The organism is Mitsuokella sp. AF33-22 (genome assembly GCF_003475755.1).
Taxonomy (GTDB): Bacteria; Bacillota; Negativicutes; order Selenomonadales; family Selenomonadaceae; genus Mitsuokella.
Map to the genome: position 1 here is coordinate 1 of NZ_QRQA01000024.1, position 20,823 is coordinate 20,823.

Genomic DNA, 20,823 nt, shown 5'->3' on the forward strand with positions numbered 1-20,823 from the left:
AGGCGCTCGTTCGTGGTGGCCGTATCTCTCAGCGACTTGTACTATATTACACGAGTAAGCCGCATTTGTCAACGCCTTTTTTAGAAAAAATTATGGAGTCATAAGCACACGGCGTCCCCCCTGGAGAACCTGTCGCGTAGCGACTGAAGGGGCATCTGCTCTTGCTGACAACCCCGCCCGATGTAAACCATCCTCATTTGCGTACTCAAGCCATCTTTCACCTTTCTCCACCCCCATTGCCTGCAGCTTCCCCTTTCGGCCCTCCGGGCCACTTTCCCCAAAGGGGACAGCATTCTTCCGGTACCGTCGCACAAGCAACGGATGCACGCGGCATCCCCCTCGAGAAGCCTGTTGTGTCAACCACGGATGCGCAGTCAGCCCCTCCGAGGAATTTGTCATGTCAGCGACGGATGTGCGTGGCGTCCCCTCCGGGGAAGCTGTCGCGCCAGCGACTGAAGGGGCATCTGCTCTTATTGCCGGCCTCGCCCGATGTAAACCATCTTCATTTGCGTGCTCAAGACATCTTTCACCTTTCGCCACCCCCATTGCCTACAGCTTCCCCTTTCGACCCTCCGGGCCACTTTCCCCAAAGGGGACAGCATTCTTCCGGAACCGTCACACAAGCGACGGATGCACGTGGCGTCCCCCTCGGGAAACCCGTTGTGTCAACCACGGATGCGCAGTCAGCCCCTACCGAGGAATCTCGCGTTAGCGACGGATGTGCATGGCGTCCCCTCTGGGGAAGCTGTCGCGCCAGCGACTGAAGGGGCGTCTGCTCTTGCTGCCGGCCCCGCCCGATGTAAACCACCCCATTAAATATGTACATGCCCTTCTGGCAGTTGCGAACACAACCTATCTTTGACAGTCTGATCAATCGCTTGACAAACACCAGAAAAATTTTGCCAAACTTCGCGATTTGTAAACCGCAAAATAAAAATTCCCATTTGGGGGTGCGGACAAAAACCTGGACTTCGACAATGACCAGAAGGAGGTTCGCACATGTATTCCTATGATGATCGGATCAGGGCCGTCCGGCTCTACATCCAATACGACAAAAGCGCAGCCGCAGTCATACAGGAGCTCGGCTACCCGGAGCGGAAGACCCTGAGATACTGGTACAAAGAGTATCTCAGGGACAATGGACTTAAGAAAAAGTTCGTTCGGTCACCGAAATACAACGGAGCGCAGAAGGAAGCCGCGGTAAAGCATTACATGGAGCATGGGAAATGCGCGTCCCGGACGATCCGGGCCCTGGGGTATCCGAGCAGGGCGCTTCTGAAGCAGTGGGTCACGGAACTCTGTCCGGAAGAGAAGCCTCATTGTTCTGCCGGCGGATCTCTGGTACACTTGACGAAAGAGCAGAAAGAAGCCGCGGTAATGGAATTATGCACGAAAGACGAAAACGTGCAGGAGATCGCGTCGCGGTATCAGGTGAGCCGTTGCTCCATTTACCAGTGGGCACGGGAGCTGCTCGGGGAAGGGAGCGTGTCATCCGTGCCAAAGCGAAACAAGACCGAAGAACCAAAGCCGGCCACCATAGAAGAGCTTCAGTCACAGGTCAATGATCTTACAAAGCAGGCCAGGGAGCTGAAAGACGAGGTCTTCCGTCTCCGTGTTGAGAGGGATATCCTTGAGAAGGCGGCAGAAGTCATAAAAAAAGAGGAGGGCGTCAGTCTCGGAAGTCTGACGAATCGTGAAAAGACAGACGTGATTGACGCCCTCCGGAACAGATACCGCCTGAAGACATTGCTCAGCGTTCTTCAGATGTCAAAGAGCAGCTACTTCTATCAGGAGGCCGCTATGACGGCTCCGGACAAATATGCGGATGTTCGCGAAAAGATCCGGCAGGCTTTCGATGAATCCTCAAACCGGTACGGCTACCGGAGGATCCATGCGGCCCTGAGGAACGAATCCGTGACCGTATCAGAGAAGGTCGTGCGTCGTCTCATGAAACAGGACAGGCTCACTGTCACAAGCGTAAGGAAGCGGAAATACAACTCCTATAAGGGCGAGATCACCCCTGCGGTCCCGAACGAGATAAAGCGCGATTTCCATGCGGATGCGCCGAATCAGAAATGGCTGACGGACATCACGGAATTCTCCATTCCGGCTGGAAAGGTGTATCTGTCTCCGATTATTGACTGCTTTGACGGGCTTCCAGTCGCGTGGACGATTGGAACATCCCCGAACGCTGATCTTGTCAATCAGATGCTGGATGCGGCAATCGAGGCACTGAAACCGGGCGAGTATCCCATCGTCCATTCCGACCGGGGATGCCACTACCGTTGGCCGGGCTGGATCAGCCGTATGAAAGATGCCGGGCTGATCCGCTCAATGTCAAAGAAAGGCTGCTCGCCGGATAATTCGGCATGCGAGGGCTTCTTCGGCCGGCTGAAGAACGAGATGTTCTATGGTCGTTCCTGGCAGGATGTCTCCATTGACGAGTTCATAAAGATCCTGGATGATTATATGCACTGGTATGCTGAGGAGCGAATAAAGATATCGCTTGGAGGGATCAGCCCTATCCAGTACCGGAGACAGCTCGGATTGACCGCATAATTGGTCCAGAAAAACGTCCGCACCCCTTTTACTCAAACGATGTGTCCGCTCCATGTCGTACTCTAATTGAGTTCCTGAAGCATGCTGTTCGCCGTCAAGTTCCACCCCTAGCTGAACTTTTGGACAATAAAAATCTACAATATAATCCAACATCGGCCGCTGACGTCGAAAACGAACTGGATACTGACAAAGAAAATCGTACCACAAATGACGTTCCTCTTTCGTCATCTCGCGACGAAGTGTTCTAGCCTTTGTAAGCAAATCTTTCCGCAAACAAGTCATCGCTATCCCCCTTGTCATAAAAGCCTTATATAAGTTATATGTATTCCTATTGTATCATGAAACCATCATTTGCAGATTCACAGTTCGATTTTCAGCCATCCTCCATGACATTATCTGCAACTTCCCCTTTCGGCCCTCCGGGCCACTTTCCCCAAAGGGGACAGCATTCTTCCGGTACCGTCGCGCAAGGGACGGATGTGCGCGGCGTCCCCTCTGGGGAAGCTGTCGCGCCAGCGACTGAAGGGGGGGCATCTGCTCTTATTACCGACCCCGCCCGATGTAAACCATCCTCTTTTGCGTGCTCAAGCCATCTTTCACCTTTCTCCACCCCCATTGCCTGCAGCTTCCCCTTTCGACCCTTCGGGCCACTTTCCCCAAAGGGGACAGCATTCTTCCGAAACCGTCGCACAAGCAACGGATGTGCGTGGCGTCCCCTCTGGGGGAGCTGTCGCGCCAGCGACTGAAGGGGCATCTGCTCTCATCGACATATCCGTCCGATGTAAACCATCCTCATTTGCGTACTCAAGCCATCTTTCACCTTTCTCCCCCCATTGCCTGCAGGTTCCCCTTTCGGCCCTGCGGACCACTTTCCCCAAAGGGGACAGCATTCTTCCGAAACCATCGCGCAAGCGACGGATGTGCGCGGCGTCCCCTTCGGGCCACTTTCCCCAAAGGGGACAGCACAAAAAGGACCTCCGAAGTTGTTGTTCGGAGGTCCTGAGGCTTTGCCCTGGGCAATTATTTGCTGTTGTTCTGTGCGTCAGCGGCGATATCCTGGAAGTTGGCATATACGCCGTCGAGGTCAGCGGGGAGGATGCCCATCTCGCTGAAACCGATATGCAGAGCTTGAGCAAAGAGGTCGATGTTATGCTTTTCGTCGCCGGTCTGCATCATCGTGCGTGCAGCGGCGTCGAGCGGCATGACGTGGAACGTCGAGCCGTTGTAGATCAGGCGGAATTCGCCCGTGCCGGTGCTCGTCGTGATGTCTTTCGTGTATTCACGATACTGCGTCTTCGGCTGATTCGGCTCCGGCAGGCGCTTGCCCGTCGGGGAGATATCGACCTTGGCTGCCTGGGACTTGACGTCGTAGGTACCATAGTTCGTCATCTTGCCGTCATCGATCTTGAAGAACGGCAGCTGGACTTTGATGATGTGGCGTTCGCGGTCAACACCCGGGCCTTCATCACGCGTACCCCAGTCTTTCTCGACCGTGCCGCTTTCCTTCTCCGAAGGCGTCTGCGGATTCGTCGGCAGCGTATAGCCGCCATTGCCCGGCACAACCGGCGGCACGACCGGGGGATCAATATCCGGCTTGCTCGGCGAAACGACAGCCACGCCATCATAATGGAAGCGATAGTTGCCGATGACCTCGGATTCGCCTGGATTGAACGGATGGCCGTTGATGTCCGTGATGACATCATACGTGAACTCACCCGTCTGGCCGCCCAGATTCGGCGTCCACGTTGCATGATCACCATAAGAGAGCTTGCTGTCGATATCCGGATCCACATACGTGATATCCTGCGTCGTATTGCCCTTGCCATCGACACGGACATAAACATCCTTCGGATCGATATGGAGGTTCGATTTGCCCGGCGTAATCTCATAATTCTTGAGATAGTCCCTGCCCGAAACATCGGTCGTGACCGTATAGTCACCCAAGTTATTCGTACGGGTATCATGATCAAGATAACCATTTCCATACGTATAATCGTAGACAAGGCCCGTCGTATCGTTCTCATCGCCATTCGTCAGACCAGTAAGGGACGAACCGCTTCCCGGCTTCACCGTACCATACTCCGTCGTGATATCCGGCGTAGAAATCGTGATCTTTTTCGGGGTAATCGTAGCCTTGCCAGGATTGATCATAATCGTGTAATTGGACGCCTTCTGACGCTGTGCATCAGAAAGCGTGCCATTGATGTTATACGTGCCTACATCCTGTGTCACACGCGGTTTAGTGCCAACGCCAAGATTCGTATAGGAAGCCAAATCGCCTAATGATTTCTTGATAGCATCCGGCGTATCTCCATTGACTGTCGTGCCAACGGTATAATCGTAGTGTTTGTTGTTAAGGTGCGTTTCCTCACCAAAGGCCGTGCCATATTCTGTTTTGGCATCGCCAACGGTAAGTACAAGTTCAGCCGGCTTGACCTTTAAGTCACCAGTCGTCGTAACTGTATAGTTTGCACTCATATCCTCGCCATCAGCGTCTGAAATCTTGATATTCGAGAAATTGCTGCTGTCCAGGACATCTTGATAATCGCCTGCATCTGCAGTCGATTCACCCGAATGGTTGGCAGTCCGATTCGTATCATAACTGCTGTCTGTCTTAATAGTCGGCGTTTTGCCCGTTAAATTATCGTACGAAACCTTGGCACCGAAAAGTGTGCCGGTGGTTGTATCGGTCCATTTGGTGACTGTGCTATTGCCATACGTCTGTTCACCCGTGCCAGAAACAGTCAAAGCTTTAGGCGTAATGGTAAGCCTCCCGTCTTCTTTTTTCAACAGATGTCCATTCAGTCCTACAGCATCAATATTTACATTGACATTATAAATGGATTTATTTTTATCCGTACCGGCGATATCACCATTGGTACGCGTTGCATCTGCAGCTGAACCCCTGCTCGATACTGTTACCGTGCCAGCAATATAACTTTTAAGATCTTTCTCCTGGAAAGCGTTGCTAAAAGAACTTACATCAACCGGTGCTTTACCATCCGACTTCGTATATTCTTCGCGATAGTTCAAGTCCTTATACATATTTTCAGAAGTCAGCTCTTCGTCATCTCGTGACATCGTCGTATTTGTACCGGAAGTATCGCCATATACTTTCGTATAATTATCAGCGCTTATTGTAATGGTCGGCGTTGTTTGGAAAATATATTTGCCACTGGCATTTTCGTCAGCTGCTTCAGTTGTAGCATATGAAGACAGTGTCACACCTGCCGCATTGACAGCGGTTACCTTATTCTGATTGGATTTGCTCGTCCACATTGCATCGGTGCCGCTGTTTAAGTTAGCGCCAAATGTGTCAAGAGCCGGTGAGGCCGAATAAATCTTCCAGCTGCCGCCCGTACCAGTGGTAATAGCATTCTTGGCATCTTTTGACGTAGCGTTGACAAACGAACCGCTCGTTCCCTGTGCATCAATAACAACAGCATTTTCAGCCGTACTTCCAGAAGTCAGCGTACCATCATCGGTAGTCGACGTACCGTCATTATGTGCAGATCCCAAAGTAATCTTACTATTGGTTCCTGTACTAATTAATGAGATCGTACCACTCTTACCCCGAGCAGTAATGCCATTAACTGTTAAATCGCCAGAAGCCATAATAGATACTTCATTTGTTTCATCGGATGGAGAGCCATCAGATTCAATACCACTTGTAATGCGATCGCCAATCCCAACGGCAGCTCCAGCGATATTGACATTGTTGTCTACAAATATACTACCTCGATTATTATAATTCGTAGAATTGGATACTCCCGTTGTGACATTACCAGTAGTAGAAACAGCAAGATTGTTCAGTGGATCAAAATGACCTATATCGCCTTCTAGTTTAACTTCACCATTTCCTGCTTGAACCGAAAGTCCGGAATGCGCCAAATTAGTTTCCTTAACAAAGCCATTAACAGTCGTTCCGCCTGGATTACTATCATCCCAGTTAGAATCTGCCCCATAACCTACAGTAAAAAACGTACCACTATTATCTGGCTGATAACTCTTTTGACTAGTATCATATGTCCATTTGTTGTAATAACCGTCTACTGGGCTACCTGTTGCTTTAACATCTTTTTGAGCATTCGTATTCGTAGTATCCCAGAATTTTGTTCCTGTGCCATTATTGGCTTCCCCCTCAGGTCCTGTTACCCAGTAAAAACCGTCTGTATGATTAGGATCTGATGGTACCCAAGAATACGGGTTCCACTGATCATTTTTATACGTTCTGCCACGAATACCAGAACCACGTCCACCTACAAAAAGCATCTTAGAAGAAGATGGAGCTACCAAGGAATTCTCAATAACAGTTGCCAAAGTGGCTAAATAGCTTCCGCCCACCTCCGTTGGGCCTTTTTGCACCGTTCCATCAAATGAGGTTATGACACCTGCCTGAGCATCACGTATACCTCCTTGGGAAATAATTTGTGCTGCGAACCAGTTATGAGCTACTTGATTGGATACTTCTGCTTTTTGCTCATCGGTAAGATCTGAATAACTACTTACACCATACTTATCTTTTAAGGATGCATATTTTACAGATACTTCAACTCCTGCATATCCGTCACCTTCATCCGTATGATATATACTTGTATTCGCTGTCATACGCATAGGTATACTATTGGTGCCTTCATCAGGAATAATGTAATGACCATTTGCTACACCTGCTGCAAAATGCCGTTTTTCATATGTTTTAGTATACGTAGTACCATTTACATCATAATTAATTCCTGTATACCAATAATAAGGAATGCCATATGTATTAGCAAAAGACGCAACCAAGTCATCCCAGTTACTATCACCTTGCATATAAGATTGATAAGCATTTCCTGAATCTACTGTACCTGTAACAGTTACGGCCCCACCCTTTGTTTTATCAGCATCTTGAATAGTATTTAAAATAAGAGTATCGCCATTTAATCCGATTGATGCATCTCCATAGAGATTAATAGCCCCACCATTAGTACGAATCGTACGATTTCCTGTCTCTCCAGATACATGACCAAAATATGTACCCACCGTTCCATCAGTAGGCTTGGCAGAGCCTGTCAACGTACCTTGATTATAGCGTGCTGTCGTACTACTATCTGTATATTTTACATCACCGCCACTGCCAAACTTCAGATTACCACCATTTGTATTAATGTCTGCATTAATTTCAACAACACCGACGGAATCGCCATCTGTATCAGAATAAAGATTGATATTCAATTTACCATTAGATGCAGAGATTTTCTTATTAACAATGATACTTCTCTGAGCTTCTAACTGGAAAGTAGCCTCCTCACCTGCCGTTTTCTCAATAGGAGCATTTATTGTAATACTAGCCGCTTTATTCACCGCTACAGCCTGTATAGTGACATTCGTATCATTATTCAGTAACTGCTGAATTGCCTCTGAACTGATATATGTTATGCCATTAGCAAAAACGTTCTCTTTTATTGTAGGGTCAGCATACTGGATAGAATCTGTTCCTGTAGATGTGATAGTACGACCGTCTGAAGGGATATCTGCTTGAGCAACAATGTATACATTAAGTGGATCAAGAAGCCATTCACCAGCTTTGCCGTTGATGCCTTTCGCATCGATATTGAGGTTGCCGCCGAGATTCAGCACGTCGCCGGACGTTTCGATCTTGCCGCCGTCGATGGTGCCGCGGGCTAAGAGATTGGTTCCATCATGGACCGTCGTGGTGTTGCCGATGACCTTGATGCTGCCGGCGCTCTGATTGTTCTCGAGGCCCGATGCATCGATGGTGCCGCTTACCTCGACGACGCCGTTATTGCCGCCGTCAAGCAGGATCTCGCCCTTCTCGTTCTGGCGCAGAGTCTTGGCTTCAATCGTGCCCGTGTTGTTGACGACGGTACTCATGACATCGCCGGCCTGCTTTGCCGTCATGACGACGTAGCCGCCGTCAGCGCGCAGCACGCCGCTGTTGAGCGTGCTGGCCTTTGCGAGGGCACCGTCGACCGTGAAATTGATCTTGCCGGCCGTATCCTCGGAGAGCGTGATATTCTTGGCGGCGGCGAGTGCGACCTTGCCGCCTTCGTTGGCAATCGTGCCGTCATTCTCGACCGAAGCCGCATGCAGGGCCACGAGGCCGCCCTGGGCCTTGATGGTGCCTTCGTTGATGACCTGGGCCGTAGAATTGTCGCCGAGCGTCAGCGTCAGCGGGTTCTTGCTGCCGGCAAAATTCTTCATCGTGTCGTCGCTGACATTCGCCGTCGAAGCGATGAGGGAACCCACGTCGACACTGGCATTTCTGCCGAACAAGACACCGTTCGGATTGATGACGTACACATGGCCGTTAGCCGTGAGCTGGCCATCGATGACGGATTTGGCATCGCCCGTCACGCGGTTCAGCGCGATGGCACGGGCATCCGGCTGATTGAAGTGGACGCGCTCGCCGTTCTGGACGTCGAAGCCCTTCCAATCGATGGCCAGACGGTCCGTTTTCTGGTCAATCGTCATCGTTTTATCATCGGGACGCGTGATATTGCCCTCACCGGAACGGATGGTCCCGTCCTGCGGCATGGCATGCGTGATTCCGCCAAAAGACATCGCCATAAAAGCAGCCGCCAGAGCTGCGGTTTTACGGCGCCAAGTTCTGCGTATTCTGCGTTTCATCGTAGACTCCTTCCCTTACCGGCGGTATTGCTGCCGATAATCATTGACTTGCTTATTGTTAAGGTATAGTGAAAATTTCATGAAAACTATTTCCATTATACCCCGCCCATTTTTGAAATGCAATTGATTAACAACGATTATTTATAAAGAATATGAGTTCACTACAATCAAAATAGTTTCACAAATCGCACTTCGCACAGGTTCCTGCACATGGCTTGCAGACACACAAAAAACAGGCTGTGAAAGCATACACTTTCACAGCCTGTTCACGGATTACCAGTTCGGTCCTGCGCGTTTAGCAGCGTCAATTGCCAATGAGCTCTTGAGCCCAGTAGTAGTGACCATCACTGCCTCTCACACAAGATACACCCATCTGCGTGAAATGATGGTTAAGGAGATTCGCGCGATGCGTCGGGGAACCCATCCACGCACGGACAATCTTCTGGGCGTCCATTACACTGCTGATGGCCAGGTTCTCACCGAACCAGGAGCAGGATTCGCCATTCAATACCGATTTCACGGAACTGCCATCGGGACGCTGGTGAGCGAATACGACACCCGCTTCCTGTGCCCGGATACCAGCTGCCGCGTTAAGGTTTACGGCCGCGGTGAGGGGCTGCACGCCCGCCGCCACGCGCTCAACATTAACGTAATACAGGACTTCATCCTGCAGGCTGGCCGCGAAAGCCGTGCTAGATGCAAATACAGCCATGACCATGACCAGTAAAGCAACAATCTGCCGCAAGGTTTTCATACAGGTTCGCCTCTTTCGTTAACGTTTGTTTTTCGACTCATGAGCACTTCGTCTCCACACTCCGTACCGATCTGCGAAGCCCTGAACGGAACTTTGCAGAAAGTCTCCAAACATCGCAACGAACTTTGACAGATTCTCACTGGTGCAGGCGTAACACGCTTGCAGGGCCAGGTTCTTTGCGTCTATATGCAGTTATTGAATAGGTTTGCTCCTACCATCCTCAGTATAACACATTGACACCTGAAGGTCAATTTTTGTTTGTCCGAAATACATCTTCTTATTTCGTAATTCATGCGGTTTTGTCAAAGTGTACGTAGACGGCGTCGAGGTCTTCGAGCATCAGGCCCATCTCGTTGAAGCCCGTATGCAGGGCCTGTGCGGAAAGCTCGACGTTCTTCGTGGCATCGCCGGCGGTCAGCAGGCTCTTGGCGGCTGCATCCAGCGGGCTGATGTGGAAGATGGAACCATCGTAGACGAGCCGGAAGCTGCCCGTGCCGAGCGAGGTGACGAGATTCTTCGTGTACTCGCGGTACTGGGTCTTTGGCTGATCCGGCTGCGGCAGGCGTTTGCCCGACGGCTCGAGCACGACGTTCTGCGGGTCGGCCGTGACATCGTAGGTGCCGTAGTTCGTGACCTTGCCGCCCGTCAGCTTGAAGAAGGGCAGCTCCGCGCTCGCAAGACCTGCGACGCGGTCGACGCCCGGGATGCCATGACTGCCGAGGTTGTTCGCATACGAACCCGAACCGTTGAGATTCGTTGTCGAATTGTGCTCGATATCCGGTTTCTGCTGCGGCATGGTAATCGTAACCGTCGCATCGTTGTTCGTGACCTCGTAGTTCTTGAGGAAATCGGGGTCTGCATACGAGGTCTTGAACGTGTAGCGGCCAGCCGCGTTCGTGCGCGTGTTGTTGTCGAGGTACGCGCCGCCGTAGTCGCCGTAATCAAAGGTGAAGCCCGAGACAAGGTCGCCGTTCATCAGGCCATCAACGGTCGTCGTGGCCGTTTTGACCGTGCCGTACATCGTGTTGATGTCATCCGTATGGAGGTTGAGTTTTGCCTTGTTGACCCTGAGGGTATTCTCAAAGGTCAGGTCGTAATTGGCGCTTGCATCGGCATTGGCAGCGAGGATGGCGTCCTTGTCCACCGCAATGGCATTGTCATATGTACCGGCATCCGCCGTTGCACGGTTTTTCTGGCTGTCCGCATACGTGCTGTCCGAATCGATGACCGGATTTGTGACAGTCCAGTCGATGCGGTCACCATTCACGAAGCCCGCATGATTGGCCTCGTCTTTTGCCTGCTGCGAGGTTTCCCATTTCGTCAGCGTGGAGTTGCCGTAGGTCTGCTCGCCCGTGCTCGTAATCGTCGCCTTGCGCTTGAGGATTGCAAGCGTGCCGGACTGAACAGGAGCAATGCCATAGCCGTCCGCACTGCTAAAGTCCTTTACTGAAGCGTCAATGGAGTAGCCTGCCTTCTGTTTATCGTCAGCCAGGATTGTGCCGCCCGCCCGGGTTTTCGTTGCACCTACGCCATCACTGCTATATGCAATGGTGCCGCTGAACCGGTCTGCGAGATTTCCTTCATCAAATGCCAGCTTGAAGCTCACATCGTCAACACCATACTCTTTGCCATCACGACCGGTAAAGGTTGCACCAAGAATCGTAGACGAGAAGTTCGCCGGGTCAAATTCCTCACCATAAACTTTCGTCTTATCATCAACCTTGATATGCAACGTCGGCTGTACTTGGAAGATATACGTATTCCCGGCGTTTTCACTTGCCGCATACGTGCGGCTCGTTGCATTCCACCGTGCATTCGTATGGCTGTCGAGATTCTTGCCAAACGTATTGCGGTCTGGCGAGGAAGAATAAATCTTCCAGCTGCCACCTTCACCCGTTTTGACTGCATTGGCTGCTGAAGTTTCGTTCTGGAACGAGCCATTTGCACCGCGTACATCGATGACAACAGCATCATGATCCAACGAGGCGGTCTGCAGAAGGCCGCCGCCCTCAGCATTATCCCCCAACGTGATCATACCAGATTCACCCATAGAAGTGAGCTCGATATGCTTGTCTGCTTCAATGCCATGTACGAGGATATCCTGCCCCGATGCCAGCGCAACGCTTCCCGACCCCGTCCTGATCTTGCCACCGATCTCCACATTGCCAGCGCCATGCATCGTCACATCGCGGTCAGCAGTAATCTGCCCCGTTCTGATTGTGCCGGCACTCTCAATGCTCACTTTACCCGTTTCCGGCACAACACCGGTGTAGGTGTTATTATCATGCACGTAAATGGATCCGGAAATATCGACATTGCCCGCATTCTTGATGTCAAGATTACGGATGGCCGTACCTTCACTGCTGCCAATATGCCCGCCAACCGTCACGGTGCCGCCGTTTGTATCAATGGCTAGTGCCGAATTTGGCAGTTCCGTCTCGCGAATGAACCCATGAACCGTCTGGCCCTGATGATTCTGTACATCATCCCAGCCATTTTTATCCGTCCAGCCAACAGCTACATATGGCTGACGGATTTTCCCATCACCATTATTTGGCTCTTCGTATGTTCCGCCCCAATGCGTCACGCCATGTACCCAGTTGGTATAACTGCCGTTGACCGCATTGCCCGTTCCTGTGCCAGTCGTCTTGTAGAATTCGTTGCCGGCTTCCGGCCCCACGACCCAGGAAAAGGTACGTCCAGCTCCGCCATTAGTAGGAGGATCCGTAACATCCTTGCCGCCCGTAAAGTATTCGACCGTATTATTGCCCATTTTCACAGCATTGGCCATGGCCGCCGTATTCTCATATTGGCTGGTGATGGTGACGAGGTGAGAATTATTGATGTTCTTTCCCAGTTTATCGTCACCAGTATTCCCAATCGAAGCGGCCATATTGGCGACTTCCCAAACCTGTGCCAGCGTGGTGCTAAGCTCTGATTTCTGCGTCTCATTCAATGCATCAAAGGCAACCTGGTTCGAATCAACACCTTTTGCCTCGAAGACAACCGCATTTCCCTTATCATCAATATAGGTCTTGCCATAGAGCTCTCTCAGGAGATTTTCCCAAGCCTCTGCCTGCTTTGTCTTCGTGGCAGATTTGTTGCCTTTTCGCATCTCATTTAAGTAGCTGACATAATCAAAATCCATGAAAGCGACATAGTTGTTCATCGACGTAATGTTCTTGGCAAAGGTCACATGACCGCCGTTCGTGTTGATATTGAGCGTGCCGCCATTGAGCTGGAGCAGTGCCTCATTCTGGATATTGACATTGCCGCCCTTTGTATCGATGGTGCGAGAAATGGGCGCATTGCTGCTTGACAGGATATCCTGCGCCGCACTGAAGTACGTTGCACTATTGGCTCCCGTTTCGAAATAGCCGCCGCCCGTATAGATGTCGGCATTGATGTGAACGCCGCCCTTGCCATCGCCATTCCCATTGTTATCATTATCGCCTTTCAAAACGATATTGAGCGGAGAATTCGCATGAATCGCTGCATCGATGATGATGTCATTATCGGCCCGCAGCGTTAACGTACTACCACCTTCTTTGGTCGTATCCACATTCAAAGCTGAAGCCAGGGTAATATCAGCCATGTGGTTAGCCGAATCAACGGCTTCAATGGTCACATTATTCGTCTTCAAACGATTGACCAGCGATTCCGTACTGATAACAGACGTATCTTTCGTATATGTCGATGCATCTTTGTCAATATCGACTTTATTCTTAGCATTTTTATATGCATCCGAATCCCTGGACGCAATAATGACCTCTGTCGGATCGAGCAGCCAGGTGCCCATCTTGCCCGTAGCCGCACTCGTATCGATGTTCGCTGCATCAGCAACATCCAGATAGTCGCCGGACGTTTCAATCAGACCGCCGTCGACCTGGCCGCGGGCCAGCAGCGCTGCCCCGTCCTTAACGTGCGTCTCCGCACCGATAGCCTTGATGGAACCGGCACTCTGCCCGGCCTCCACGCCGGATGCATCAAGCGTGCCGTTAACAGCAACGATGCCAGTATCGCCACCGTCGAGCAGAATCTCGCCCTTCTCGTCTTTGCGCAGCGTCCTGGCCTCAATCGTGCCCGTGTTGTTGACGACCGTGCTCATCACGTCGCCCGCCTGCTTTGCCGTCATCACGACATAGCCGCCGTCAGCCTTGAGCACGCCGGTGTTGAGCGTGCTGGCCTTCGCGAGCTTGCCGTCAACATCGAAATTGATTTTGCCGGCCGTATCGGCAGACAGAGTAATCGTCTTGGCCGCAGCCAGGGCAATCCTGCCTCCCTCATTCGTGATCGTACCGTTGTTTGCAATAGAAGACGCATGCAAGGCAACGAGGCCGCCCTCAGCCCTGATCTGGCCTTCGTTGATGACCGAGGCACTGGTGTTCGCATCATCGATAGCGAGCGAAACATCGCCCGTACTCGTGCCGAACCCTGCCATCGCCGCATCGCTGACCCTGGCCGTAGAGGCCACAAGGCTGCCGACATCGACGCTGGCATTCTGGCCAAACAGCACACCGTTCAGGTTGACGACAAACACCTGGCCATTGCCCGTGAGCTTGCCATCGATGACGGATTTCGCATCGCCCGTCACGCGATTGAGCGCAATAGACTGCGCATCCGGCTGACGGAAATTGACGCGTTCGTCATTCGCAATATCAAAATTCTTCCAATCAATCGCGACACGCTTCGTGCTCTGATTGATCTCCATGCTTTTATTGTCATCGCTTCTCTGGATTGTCGCCTCACCGGAGCGGACAATATCGCCCTGCGGCATGGCATGCGTGATACTACCGAACGACATGGTCAGCATAGCGGCCGCCACAGCTGCCGTCTTGCGCTGCCATGCCCGTTTCATTTTACGTTCCATTCTGGGTTCCCCTCCTAAGAAGATACGGAACATCATGTCTTGAGCCCACATGTTCCTTTTAGGGTATATTATACTAATTTCTAATCGTTTATTCAAGAAAATTTAATTGTTATGAATAATAAGTTCTTTTTATACCGACAGTAATTTTCAAAAAAAGAGCAGGTTGTCAGGGAATTCCTGACAGCCTGCCCAGTTGCAGGGTTGGCTGCTGATTTCGACTTTGAGCGCTTCGTCTCCACACTACGTGCCGAGCATCGAGCCTGCGGCTCTTTGCATGTCTCCATCGATACGCGAGGCTTCGCTCGCGGCCTTGGTGTCTGCAGGGTTGGCTTAGAACTGCCACGTCAGACCGGCATTGACCTGCCATTTCGTTGTGATGTCACTGGAGAAAGTCCGTTCTCCATCCGCATACAGAGTGGCAGACGGGCTCAAGCGGTACGTGCCGCCAAAGCCGACCGTAAACCATGTTTCCCCATAGTCGAGGCTCGTATCCAGCGTTTCCCCATTTGCGGACTGCATATGGACGTCCTGGCTATTGCCAAATTCATGGAGTACCGACGCCTTGAGGTAATAATCAAACGGATGGCGGCCCTGATCATGCGTCTTGCCCAGCACAAAGCCCAAACGGCCGATCGTGCTGTTGAAATCATCGCGTTCGACGTGCGTCCTGCGGGCCGTGGTGTACGATACATCATTCAAATGACCGAAGACGAGTTGCGCCTGCGGCTCGATAAAGAATTCCCGATGCTTCCCGCGATACAGCGTCTTGCCGTATTCGATGCTCAGGCTCTGTTCTGCCGTGCGGTAATCAGCGCTGTCCGGATACGGGCCGAGCGTCGAGATGTGGGAATCATCCCGGCCGAACCTGGCCACGACGTCGGTGTAGCTGTCATGACGACCGAACCACGTGCCGTATAAGCCACCGGCCAAAGTATGTTCTTTGCCCGTACCGGTCTTATAGTCCGGCGAGGCAATGCCGCGCTCACCAAAGATGCCGTATATGCTGGTTGCATCCTTGCTGTATTCATAGCCCAGCTGGAAAATATTGTACTTGCTGTCCCAGCCATCGCCGGTCATCCGGCCGCCGCGGTCACGCACCCAGATGCCGTCGGCATCCTCCTGCTTATCGCGCTGACGCAGATTGCCCCGGCGCTGGCGGAGCGTATCCAGGCTGTGACGGTACATTCCGTATACGTTGTCGCCGCCAACCAGAAGCGGCCGGCTGTCTTCATTGAGTTTCTTTTCCAGCTTGGTCAGATACCATTCCGTGTCCTTGGCGTCTGCCACGCCCATGGTATCCCGGACATAGGAGCCATTCTGGATAGTCGGGGTCACATCCCAAAGACCGCCGCGGTTCAGCGTCTCACCCGTAAAGGAAGCCTGGCCGCTGTCGTCCGTGATCAGCAGGAGATGACGCGTGCCGGTGACTTCCTTGCCGCGAACGAAGCTCGCGTCATAGACCTGAACTTTGCCAGAGGAACCGGCATCCGCCTGAGTCATATGCACCTTATCCCCGTCCGTCTGGCTATCCAGATCCGTCTCCATGTAGAAAATGCCATTGCTGCCGCTGAAGTTATCGGCCGACAGCTGCTGATAAGCCGTATTAGCCGTCATGTTCACCACGGCCCCGCTGTTCAGCGCAAGACTGGTGACCGAGCTGTCGCCCGTCATGTTCCACTTGGCGCCGTTAGACAGATCCAAATCCAGCTCGCTGCCATCGCCTTCTACGGCAGAAGCACCGGTAAAGAAAGAATTCCCCGTATCCAGCACAGCCTTGATAGTACCGCCGTCGCTAGCAAGCATATTGCCCTGAATGGTTTTCCGGCCGCCTGCAGCCGTCAGGTCGATGAGGCTGTCCGCATCCTGGCTGAACAGGGAATACTGACCGCCAACGATGTTGGCGCCGCCCGTAAAGGTGACCGTACCAGCCCCTTTGCTCTCAACGCCGCTACCGGCCGCCGAAACGGAAGCATTGTCGCCTACGGCAGTGCTGCCATTATTGCTGACAATGCCTGTTCCATCTGTGCCATTTACCGTAATGGTGGCATTCTTCCCTACAGTGGTAATGCCATTTTCCGTGCTGGAAATACCTGCGCCACTTTCTCCATTCACTGTAACAGAAGCATTGTCGCCTACAGTAGTGCTGCCGCCTTCACTGGCAATTCCTGTTCCTGCTTGTTCCGTATTCACAGTAATAGATGCATTGCTTCCTAAAGTGGTTTTACTGCTTTCATTCCGAACTACCGATGTAAGAATGCCAAAGCCATAGACCCCGTTCATTTGAATCTTTGCATAATCCCCTATTTCAACATTTCCACCCTCTACCTGAATCCCATATCCATCATCATTTGTATTGATATTGATAGATGCATGATTACCTATTATCGTTGTCCCCGCATTGGAAACTCCTGTAGCCCTGCCTCCCGATGCGACATCAGCGGCTTGGATTACCAGTCCATCCTTCGCTATCGTTGTGCCTCTTAGATAAGTACGAATCCCATAAAGTTCGTTACTATCGGGTTCTAAATGCCGACTAACAATATGAACATTTTCTCCCAGATTATTTACCCCGCTATCAGCAGCATAGGCACCAACCACTCTAATGCCACTACCTTCTGCATAGAGCTGTACACTATCTCCTACCTGGTTAACTCCGCCATTAGCCGTCAAGGCATGACTTGCTCCCTCAATTGCCATAGAGGTTATGACGCTTCTTTTACCTATGATATTTTCCCCGAATTCACTTGCCCAAACCCCCTCAGCACTCCCCCCACGATCTGCTTTTGCACTCACTTGAGATGCATCCCCCAGTGTAGTCACAGCTCCCTCACCTTGGGTAAAAATGCCGCAAGAAGTATATCCGGCAGATTTTACCTTGGCATCGCTTCCCAGTTCAACGATAGAGCCATTATTGGTCAGCCCATAGCTAGTCAAATCAACGCCGGGCATTCTCTCTGTTTTGCTATTGAGCGTTGCTGTAATGAGCGAATCCTTTCCTAGATTAACGTTTGTGCCATTCTGTGCTGCCACCCCAACAACCGCATTGCGCGCTCCCGTTTTCTTCAGGTTTGCCTGGATTTCCTGGATTACCTGTACCGTAGTCTGATCACCGCCCTGCAGGCTGCTTCCTTTATCCTTAATTTCCAACCCGATGATTTTTCTGTCATTAATTTCATTGACATCCCCATTAAACGTTACCGCAGTCTGGTTCCTGTTCCCCAGATTCAAGACAGCCCCATGCGACACCTGTATACCAACAACATTCCCTGTAACATTTTGACTATCATTTAATACGGTCTGCGTTCCATCCGCCAATATAACATTTTCTGTTACCGAACGCTTAATAGTATCAGATGTTGAAGACCCCGTATCGGACATTTCCGCTGCCGCAGGCAGAACACTCCCCCACACTGTCATGGACACCAACGCTAAGGCAATCTTTCTCTCCATCCGACTCATGAAACCAGTCCTTTCTCTAACTATCCCTCTAAAAAGCCGCAGCGATTCCATGCGTATCCTCATCTTTACCATAACATACTCTTTTTCAGCGCAAGAAACCTAATAGACATGTGCATAAATATCGTCCATTAGGAAACCACAAATCTCCCCAATATACCTCAGATGACAGTATCCATATAGAATCACGAGCTAGTATTTCTTTATATTATATTCTAATTAGTACATTAAGTCCATTTCCAATTAGTATATTAAGTCCATTTTTCTAATGTTTTTATCAAGTTTTTTCGAGTTTCGATTTCATGTCTTATTACATATAACTAAAACATAGTCAATATGCTCATTTTATCAATATCATCAAGTCTTGACATGGCAAAGCATAAAAAAAGAGCAGGTTGTCAGGAAATTCCTGACAGCCTGCCCAGTTGCAGGGTTGGCTGCTGATTTCGACTTTGAGCACTTCGTCTCCACACTACGTGCCGAGCATCGAGCCTGTGGCCCTTTGCATGTCTCCATCGATACGCGAGGCTTCGCTCGCGGCCTTGCCTGCTTACGGGTGATTTATACCCGGGGAACCCTATTCAGTTTTACCTGGCTCATTTGTTTTCATCGAAGTGGACATAGACGCCGTCGAGGTCTTCGAGGAGGATGCCCATCTCGTTGAAACCGGCATGGAGTGCCTGAGCGTAAAGCTCAACGTTCTGCGTAGCGTCGCCGCTTGCAATCACGTTCTTGGCCATCATGCCAACCGGTTTGATGCGGAAGGTCGAGCCATCATAGATCATGCGGAACGTGCCCGTACCAGCGGCCGTCGTCAGTTCCTTCGTGTATTCACGGTACTGCGTCTTCGGCTGGTTCGGTTCCGGCAGGCGTTTGCCCGTAGCCTCAAGGGTTACTTTGTCCGGATCCGTTGCTACGCTGTAGGTGCCATACTGGCTGACTTCGCCATTCTGTACTTTGAAGAATGGCAGTTCGGCGCTCGCCAAACCTGCGACGCGGTCGACACCCGGGATACCATGGTTGCCCATGCTGTTCGTCCAGGAAGCCGTACCATCGATATTCGACGGGTTGTTGTGGTCGATATCGGGTTTCGTCGGCGGATTCGGTTCATCCGGCGTAATGGTGGCCAGTCCTTCGTAGTTGAAGCGATAGTTGCCGATGACATCGCCAGTCGTAACTTTCTGCCCATCGATGTAGGTCAGGATGCTGTACTGGTTGTTGCCAAGGTCCTGATCCAGCGTGTAGAGGGTATTGACACGTTCGCCATAAGCGAGCTGCGAGTCAACAAGCGGATTTTCCGTATAGGTGACATCGCTCGTCGTTTTGCCCGTACCCGTGACGAAGAACGTGACATCCTTCGGCGTGATGGTAGCCGTTGCCTTATTGCTGGTAATTGTGTAGTTATTGAGGAAATCTGGCCGCGACTCCAATTTGATGGTCGTCTCGAACGGATCATACGCTTCAAAGGTATCATCTGCCCTCTGCTTGACATTGTTCGTCTTAGTGTTGTTGTTCAAGTAAGCTCCACCATAATCATTGTACTCACCATAGTCGAAGATGAAACCAGCGTCTGGCATCTTATCGCCATTCGTAAGGCCTTCTACTTTGGTGTTCGCCAATTTAATCGTACCATACTCCGTCACAATGTCATCCGTCGTGAGCTTGAGTTCAGCCTTCGTGACTTTTGCGGATTTCTCGAAGGTCTTCGTGTCCGTATCATTGTCGAAGCGATAGTTCTTATTGTTCAGTACCGAAGTGATGGAATAGTCGTTGCCGACATTATCCGTCTTGCTGGGCTTGCCCGTTACTTCGTCATAGAGATAAGCCGTCGTCGTGGACGTAGTGGCGATGTTTCCATCTCCATTGACGCCTTTGATCACGACATTGAGAAGCTTCTCCGTATCGCCATAGACCGTCTCGAAGTGCGGATTGCCATTGACGAAATCACCACTCTTGATTTTGTACGGCGTGACTTTTACATTGCCATCGACAAAATCAACGTTGTAGTCGTTCAATCCCTCAAACGACTTCTTCGTTTCATCCGTGAAGGTCAGCGTGTAGTCATCGCCCACCTCTTTCGTCCAGCGGCCAGTCGTCGTGCCATCAAGTGCAGCATTGTTATCATAGACAATCGTACCAAGACCTTTTGCCAGCGAGTCTTTCGTATCGCCATTGACCAGGCTAGTACCCGTCTCCGTGCTATAGTCATAGCTGTACGCACCCTCATTGAACTTCGTACCATAAACGGTTTCGGCATTGCCGATATTTACTACCAGATTTGCTTTCGTGACGCTGGCCGTTCCTTTGAACAGCTTCTCCGTCGCTCCATCTTCAAACTGATAGTTCTTGTTCGTGAGAACCGTCTTGATGTCATAGTCGCTGCCAACATGTGCCGTCCGGATGGGTTTACCCGTTTTCTCATCATAGATATACGCTGTCGTCGTGGACGTATTGGCGATGTTTCCATCTCCATTGACGCCGTTGATTACGACATTGAGAAGCTTCTCCGTATTGCCATAGACCGTCTCGAAGTGCGGATTGCCATTGACGAAAT

General features: G+C 51.1%; 6 protein-coding genes and 1 pseudogene. 1 reads left to right on the forward strand and 6 read right to left on the reverse strand.

Annotated elements, in window-relative coordinates:
* Nucleotides 1-999: 999 nt before the first annotated feature.
* A complete protein-coding gene (locus DWZ54_RS11610) occupies nucleotides 1,000-2,559 on the forward strand; it encodes an IS3 family transposase (protein WP_118476467.1) in 1,560 nt (519 codons plus the stop codon).
* A gap of 24 nt (nucleotides 2,560-2,583) precedes the next feature.
* On the opposite strand, the pseudogene DWZ54_RS12100 reads toward DWZ54_RS11610, so the two are convergent.
* The 6 genes and pseudogenes from DWZ54_RS12100 to DWZ54_RS11875 all read right to left on the reverse strand — a co-directional run.
* Nucleotides 2,584-2,859: pseudogene (locus tag DWZ54_RS12100) on the reverse strand (endonuclease domain-containing protein); the annotation flags it as partial.
* 720 nt (nucleotides 2,860-3,579) lie between these two features.
* Nucleotides 3,580-9,189: a filamentous hemagglutinin N-terminal domain-containing protein gene (locus DWZ54_RS11620; RefSeq protein WP_118476469.1), complete on the reverse strand. Its 5,610-nt coding sequence runs from the start codon at nucleotides 9,187-9,189 to the stop codon at nucleotides 3,580-3,582.
* 304 nt (nucleotides 9,190-9,493) lie between these two features.
* Entirely contained in the window at nucleotides 9,494-9,901 is a 408-nt protein-coding gene (locus DWZ54_RS11625; protein ID WP_158573658.1) for a CAP domain-containing protein, read from the reverse strand.
* Between the two features lie 331 nt (nucleotides 9,902-10,232).
* Nucleotides 10,233-14,813: a filamentous hemagglutinin N-terminal domain-containing protein gene (locus DWZ54_RS11630; RefSeq protein ID WP_158573659.1), complete on the reverse strand. Its 4,581-nt coding sequence runs from the start codon at nucleotides 14,811-14,813 to the stop codon at nucleotides 10,233-10,235.
* Between the two features lie 330 nt (nucleotides 14,814-15,143).
* Nucleotides 15,144-17,003: an autotransporter outer membrane beta-barrel domain-containing protein gene (locus tag DWZ54_RS11870; RefSeq protein WP_158573660.1), complete on the reverse strand. Its 1,860-nt coding sequence runs from the start codon at nucleotides 17,001-17,003 to the stop codon at nucleotides 15,144-15,146.
* A 1,862-nt stretch (nucleotides 17,004-18,865) separates the two neighbouring features.
* The coding region (locus DWZ54_RS11875; protein WP_158573661.1) for a hypothetical protein at nucleotides 18,866-20,823 on the reverse strand (1,958 nt) is incomplete at its 5' end.